This is a genomic window from Streptomyces sp. PA03-6a (assembly GCF_033792765.1).
Taxonomy (GTDB): domain Bacteria; phylum Actinomycetota; class Actinomycetes; order Streptomycetales; family Streptomycetaceae; genus Actinacidiphila.
Genome location: NZ_JARAVK010000380.1, coordinates 1 through 6125 on the forward strand (window position 1 = coordinate 1; position 6125 = coordinate 6125).

Sequence of the window (6125 nt, forward strand, 5' to 3'; positions counted from 1 at the left end):
GGGCCGGTGCGTTCAGCGCGAGGTGTCGAACACCTCGTCGCGGGTGGTGGCGAGGGCGCTCTGCAGCGCCCCGGACAGGACGGGGTCGTTCGGTACGCCGCCGAGCACCAGCCGGGGCCGGGGCACGGCCAGGTCGGCCAGTTCGGACTGGACCAGGGAGCGCAGCGGCTCCCCGCCCGCGGCGATCACCCCGCCGGCCAGGACGATCAGTCCGGGGTCGAGGACGGTCACCAGCGAGGCCAGCCCGATGGCGAGCCCGGTGGCGAAGCGCCGCAGCAGCTCCGCGTGCGCGTCGTCGCCGGTCCCCGCCGCCGCGGCGAGCAGCGCCGAGGCGCCCTCGGCCTGGGTGCCCCGTGGCACGGTGAGTCCCAGTTCCCGCGCGATGCGCAGCACCGCGTTGCAGCCGGCCAGTTCCTGGAAGCCGCCGGCGTTGGCCTTGGCGACGTGCCGGACCAGGGGGGTCCCCGGCACCGGCATGAAGCCGACCTCGCCGGCGCCGCCGGTCCAGCCGCGGTGCAGCCGGCCGCCGATCACGATGGCCGCGCCGATGCCCTCCTCGTTCCACAGCAGGACGAAGTCGTCGTGGTCCCGGGCCGCGCCGAGCCGTTGCTCGGCGACGGCGGCGAGGTTCACGTCGTTGTCGTACTCCAGGGGGACGGGCAGGGCGGCGGCCAGCTCGTCCAGGAGGGTGGGGGAGTGCCAGCCGGGGAGGTGGCTGGCGTAGCGCAGCCGGCCGGTGCTGGGGTCGAAGGCGCCGGGGGTGCCGACGACGATCCGGTGCAGGTCGGTGCGGTGCAGCCCGGCCGCCTTCACCGCGCCGTCGACGGCCTGGACGACCTGCTCGACGGCGCCGCCCTGGCCGCGCCGGCCGCGGCCAGGGGCGGCGAGCTCGAACACGCCGGTCACCCGGCCGGTGATGTCGGCGACGGCGGCGCGGATGCGCTCGGTCGTCACGTCGAGGCCGGCGACGTGCGCGGCCGCGGGGTTGACCGCGTACAGCTGGGCGTTGGGCCCGGGGCGCCCGGCCGTCGTGCCGGTGGCGAGGACCAGCCCGGCCGCTTCGAGACGGGCGAGCAACTGGGAGGCGGTGGGCTTCGACAGGCCGGTGAGCTTGCCGATCCGGGTACGGGAGAGCGGGCCGTGTTCGATGAGCAGGTCGAGCGCGGCGCGGTCGTTCATCGCCCGCAGTACGCGCGGTGTGCCGGGGGTGCCAGGTGTGCCTGGGCTTCCGGGGGTAGCGGCCACGGTCTCGTCCTCCCTCGTCGTGACGGCTCGCGCCGCAGGCTACGGCACGGGGCTGATGGGCTGGGTGGGGTCAGGGGGGCTGGTGTGCCCGGTGTTGGTAGTTAGGAAACTTTCCTGTTGGTGAAAGGCAAGGTAGGCGCCCGTTGCCGGAGCGTCAAGGGCGGTTCGCGAGGTCGGCGCCAAAGCGTTACCGGCCGCACCGCGGCACGCAAAAGGGGCGCCGGGCGGTGCCCGGCGCCCCTGGTGGGCGGTGTCGCTACTTGACGGTGCTCGGCTGGGACGGCCCCGGCGCCGGGGCCAGCGGCTGGGCCGCCAGGGCCTGCGGGGAGGCGGGGTTGGCCAGTGCGGACGGCGGGGCGACGGCGGACGAGGGGTCGGCCGGCTCGGCCTCCTCCACCGCCTGCGGGGTTCCGCCGACGATCGCGATCCCGGCCGCGTCGAAGGCCCGCTTGATCCTCCAGCGCAGCTCCCGGGCGACCGCCGCCGACTTGCCCGGCATCGTCTTGACCTGCGCCTGGATCAGCACCGAGTCCGAGGTCACCGACTCCAGGCCCAGCACCTCGACGGGCTCCCAGAGCACCTCGTCCCACGGCTGGTCCTTGGCCATGGCGGCGGCGGCCTCCTCGATCACCGTGCGGGCCCGGTCCAGGTCCTCCCCGTAGCCGACCTGGACGTCCACCACGGCCGTCGCCCAGCCCTGGCTGAGGTTGCCGATCCGCTTGACCTCGCCGTTGCGGATGTACCAGATCTCGCCGTTGTCGCCGCGCAGCTTGGTCACCCGCAGTCCGACCTCGACCACGGTGCCGCTGGCGACGCCCGCGTCGATGACGTCGCCGACGCCGTACTGGTCCTCCAGGATCATGAAGACCCCGGAGAGGAAGTCGGTCACCAGGTTCCGCGCGCCGAAGCCGATAGCCACACCGGCCACACCCGCGCTGGCCAGCAGCGGAGCCAGGTTGATCTTCAGCACGGACAGCACCGTCAGTGCCGCCGTCCCCATGATCACGAACGAGGCCACGCTGCGCAGCACCGAGCCGATCGCCTCACTGCGCTGCCGCCGCCGCTCGGCGTTGACCAGCAGCCCGCCCAGTGCACTCGTCGCCGCGACCTCGGCACCGCGGTTCATGCGTTCGATGAACTTGGTGATCATGCGGCGGACGACGGTCCGCAGCACCAGCGCGATCACCAGGATCAGCAGGATGCGCAGCCCGGCGGAGAGCCAGTCCGCCCAGTTCTGGCTGATGTAGTCGGCGGCGTCGGTCGCGCTCTTCTGGGCGTCGTCGATCGTCGTGACGGTGGACGGCGAGGGGGACACGGGCGGAAACCTCCGGGTTGGGCAGGCTTCCCACACTAACGGGGGAGGCGAAGTGTCCCGTTGTGTTGTTCGAGCGCGACGTGCGGTGATTCAGGGCATGTAAAAGGGGTGTGGTTGAAAACACCCTCGCTCCGTTACCCGGTCATGGTGGCGCCGTGACCGGGCTTCCGGAGAGACTGTGGGCAGATCGTCCCGGCGCGAGCCACGCGCCGCCGGCGTAAAAGGAGGCACCCGTGCCGCATGTCCTGGTCCTCAACGCGTCGTACGAGCCGCTCGGCGTCGTACCGCTCCGCCGCGCGCTCATCCTCGTGCTGAACAAGAAGGCCGTGTGCCTCGAGGAGTCCGGCGCCTATATGCACAGCGCGACCTGTACTGTCCCCGCTCCGAGTGTCGTCAAGCTCACCAAATTCGTCCGAGTCCCCTTTCGCGGCCCCGTGCCCCTGACCCGGCGGGCGCTGTTCGCGCGGGACGGCGGCCGGTGCGCGTACTGCGGAGGCGTCGCAACCAGCGTCGACCACGTGATCCCGCGCAGCCGCGGAGGCCAGCACACGTGGGACAACGTGGTCGCGGCATGCCGCCGGTGCAACCACCTCAAGGCCGACCGCCATGTCGCCGAGCTCGGCTGGCGGATGCGCAACCAGCCCGCCCCGCCGTCCGGCCTCGCCTGGCGGATCATCGGGACGGGGCATAGGGACCCGCGCTGGCTGCCATACCTGCAGCCATTCGGCGCGGAGGACGCCATGGCCCGGATCGACGGCATATCCGCCTGAGACCGGGCCTTCGTGTTGTCCTGAACCGTCCCGGACCGGGCTCAGGGCCCCGGACCGCACCCCCGTGCCGGTCCGGGGCCCCTTCCCGCGCCCGCCCGCCCCCTACTCGTGCCGCAACTGCGCCGGGTGCACGGTGCGGCGCAGCAGCGGCAGGCAGGCGGCGGTCGCCAGCAGGGCGGCGGCCAGCAGGCCGCCCGTGAGCAGCGCCGGCTCCAGCAGCGGCAGAGCGCGCCGCCCGTCGTGGAGCACGACGGGGAGGACGAGCGCCAGGCCGCAGGCGGCGCCGAGCAGCAGCGCCGGGACGAGGGGCAGCGCCGTCTCCAGCAGCGTGGCGCGCCACAGCACCTTCCGGGGCGTGCCCGCCGCGGCCAGGGCGGCCAGGGTCCGGCGGCGGGACATGAGCGACTCCACGACGCCCACCGCGACGCCGCTCACGGTGACCGCACTGCCGATCAGGACGGCGAGCCCCGCCAGGTTCCAGCCGCCCACGTAGAAGGCCAGGTCGTCCGCGCTGTAGCCCGGATCCGCGCGCAGTCCGTCCACCGTCACCCGGCGCATGGCCACCCAGCCCGCCCCCACCAGCGCCGCGAGCATCAGCACCGAGTGGGCCCGGGCCGCGGCCCAGGGGTCGTTCCGCAGCCGTTCCCCGGCGATCAGCAGCACCGGACGGCCCGACCGGGCGGCGAGCCGTCCGGTGAGCAGTGCCAGCCCCGCGCTGCTGTGGAGGAGCCCGTAGACGTACAGGACCAGGAACGCCGGCACGACCACTGCGGCCGGCGCACGGTTCAGCGCCACCCGCGTCCCCGCCAGCATCAGCGCGGTCCCCGCGAGCAGCGCCACCGGGCCCAGCAGCCAGCGGATCGCCCCGCCGCGCGCCGGCCGTCGCTTCGCGACCACGCCCAGCGGGTCGCGCGCCGACCGGCGGAGGGCGAACCGTGCCTCCAGGGTGGCCAGCACCGGCACCGCCAGGACGACCAGGGCGGCGGGAAGCCACGGCACCGGCACGTCGGTGGGCCAGGTCGGTGTCCTGCGGTCGTCCTGCACCGCCGCGAGCACGGCCCGCAGCGCGAGGAAGCCCACCAGCCCGGCCACCGCTCCCAGGACGCCGGCGGCGCCCGCCTCCAGCGCGGCGATCCGCCGGACCTGCCGGGGGGCGGCCCCGGACAGGCGGAGCGCGGCCAGCCGGTGCTCACGTCGCAGCGCGCCGATCCGGGTGCACTGGCCGAGGAAGGCGATCACCGGGACCAGGAGCAGCAGGAGCACGGCGACGACGCCCGGCCGCAGCCCGGCGAGGTTGAGCAGGTCGTTGGTGTACCGGGGCGTCCCGTCCGCGTACCGGGTGCCGATCACGGCCACGACGGCGGCCGCCAGGGCGAAGCCCGTGCCGAGGGCCGCGCCGAGCGCGGTGAGGGCCAGGCGCCACCACTCGCTGCGCGGGGAGCCCCGCAGCAGTGCCCAGGCCAGCAGGGCGTCCCCCCGAAGCCCCCTCACCGGGTCACCTCGGCGGCGGGCTCGTCCTCCGACTCGACGACGCCGTCCCGCACCGTCGCCTCGCGGTCCGCGTACGCCGCGACCTGGGCGTCGTGCGTGATCAGGAGCACGGCGGTACCGGACTCGCGGGCGGCGTGGACCAGGGCGGTCATGACCTGCTCACCGGCGAGGGAGTCCAGGGCCCCGGTCGGCTCGTCCGCGAAGACCGCCTTCGGGCCGGTGACCATCGCACGGGCCAGGGCGACGCGTTGTGCCTGCCCGCCCGACATCTCGCCCGGGCGCAGGGCGGCCTGACCACGCACGCCGAAGCGCTCCAGCCAGGTGCCCGCACGGTCATGGGCGGCGGCGCGGGAGGTCCCGGCCAGCAGCAGGGGCAGGGCCACGTTGTCCAGGGCGGTCAGTTCGCCGACCAGTTGGCCGAACTGGAAGACGACGCCGAAGTCGGTGCGCCGCAGCGTGGAGCGGCGGGTCTCCCCGGCCTGGTCGAGCCGCTCCGCGCCGGCCACGCCGCCCGTGTACCGGACCTCGCCCTCGTCCGGCCGGACGATGCCCGACATGCAGTGCAGCAGCGTGGACTTCCCGCTGCCGCTCGGGCCGGTGACGGCCAGGACCTCCCCGGGCAGCAGGCGCAGCGAGGCGCCGCGCAGGGCGTCGGTGGTGCCGTACCGCTTGACGAGGCCGCGGGCCTCGATCAGGGGTGTGGTCATGCTGAGGTGACCTCCTCGGCCAGGGCGCCGAGGCGCTGCGCGGCGTTGTCGATCCAGCGCAGGTCGGCGTCGAGATGGGTGAGGGCGTAGTCGGCGGAGAGCACGGCCGACAGCGGGGCGCCGGGCGCGGTCTTCACCGCGGTGAGCTCGCGCATCCGGGCGAGGTGGGCGGCGCGCTGCAGGCGCAGGAACGCGGCGGGGTCGCCGTGGCCGGAGGCCATGATCGCCGTGACCTTGGCGAAGATCTCGTTGGCCGCGCTGACGGGCGCGGGCGGTACGGGCTCCCCGAGCCAGCTCCGCAGTGCCAGCGAGCCCTGTTCGGTGAGCCGGTAGGTGGTGCGCTCCGGGCCGCCGTCGCTCTCGGTGGCGTCGACCTCGGCGAGGCCGTCGCGCACCAGGCGCTGCAGGCTCGTGTAGACCTGGCCGTAGGCGAGGGGGCGGGCCTGGGGGAAGCGTTCGTCGTGCCGCCGCTTCAGGTCGTAGCCGTGGCCGGGACCGGCGGCGAGCAGTCCCAGCAGGACGTTGCCGGTGCTCATGCGACGCCCCCCTCTCTTCACTCAATACATGTACTCAGTGAATAGTGACAGCCCTGCGACC

6 protein-coding genes are annotated in these 6125 nt (G+C 74.4%); 1 reads left to right on the forward strand and 5 read right to left on the reverse strand.

Features of this window, described 5'->3' with window-relative positions; all coding sequences use genetic code 11:
- Positions 1 to 12: 12 nt before the first annotated feature.
- Together PV350_RS43445 and PV350_RS43450 are read right to left on the reverse strand one after the other, a co-directional pair.
- On the reverse strand, positions 13 to 1179 hold the full coding sequence (locus tag PV350_RS43445; RefSeq protein WP_499511923.1) for an ROK family transcriptional regulator: 1167 nt from the start codon (positions 1177 to 1179) through the stop codon (positions 13 to 15).
- A 322-nt stretch (positions 1180 to 1501) separates the two neighbouring features.
- Positions 1502 to 2560, reverse strand: a complete 1059-nt coding sequence (locus PV350_RS43450; RefSeq protein WP_499511922.1) for a mechanosensitive ion channel family protein — start codon at positions 2558 to 2560, stop codon at positions 1502 to 1504.
- Between the two features lie 233 nt (positions 2561 to 2793).
- Here PV350_RS43450 and PV350_RS43455 point away from each other — a divergent pair, with 233 nt between their 5' ends.
- On the forward strand, positions 2794 to 3330 hold the full coding sequence (locus PV350_RS43455; RefSeq protein WP_499511921.1) for an HNH endonuclease: 537 nt from the start codon (positions 2794 to 2796) through the stop codon (positions 3328 to 3330).
- 102 nt (positions 3331 to 3432) lie between these two features.
- On the opposite strand, the gene PV350_RS43460 is transcribed toward PV350_RS43455, so the two are convergent.
- From PV350_RS43460 to PV350_RS43470, 3 genes are read right to left on the reverse strand one after another with little or no spacing between them, the layout of a single operon-like run.
- A complete protein-coding gene (locus PV350_RS43460) occupies positions 3433 to 4821 on the reverse strand; it encodes an FtsX-like permease family protein (RefSeq protein ID WP_500338893.1) in 1389 nt (462 codons plus the stop codon).
- Positions 4818 to 5528 (reverse strand): ABC transporter ATP-binding protein, encoded by a 711-nt coding sequence (locus tag PV350_RS43465; protein ID WP_500338894.1) that lies wholly within the window; start codon positions 5526 to 5528, stop codon positions 4818 to 4820. The genes PV350_RS43460 and PV350_RS43465 overlap by 4 nt, the downstream gene beginning before the upstream one ends.
- Positions 5525 to 6064, reverse strand: coding sequence for a PadR family transcriptional regulator (locus PV350_RS43470; protein ID WP_499511918.1), 540 nt, complete (start codon positions 6062 to 6064; stop codon positions 5525 to 5527). The genes PV350_RS43465 and PV350_RS43470 overlap by 4 nt, the downstream gene beginning before the upstream one ends.
- Between the last annotated feature and the right edge of the window lie 61 nt (positions 6065 to 6125).

What these genes read in the sequence shown, in the direction of transcription:
- PV350_RS43445 (WP_499511923.1), bottom strand. Translation starts at nt 1,179, where the DNA reads ATGAACGACCGCGCCGCGCTCGACCTGCTCATCGAACACGGCCCGCTC.
- PV350_RS43470 (WP_499511918.1), bottom strand. Translation starts at nt 6,064, where the DNA reads ATGAGCACCGGCAACGTCCTGCTGGGACTGCTCGCCGCCGGTCCCGGC.
- PV350_RS43465 (WP_500338894.1), bottom strand. Translation starts at nt 5,528, where the DNA reads ATGACCACACCCCTGATCGAGGCCCGCGGCCTCGTCAAGCGGTACGGC.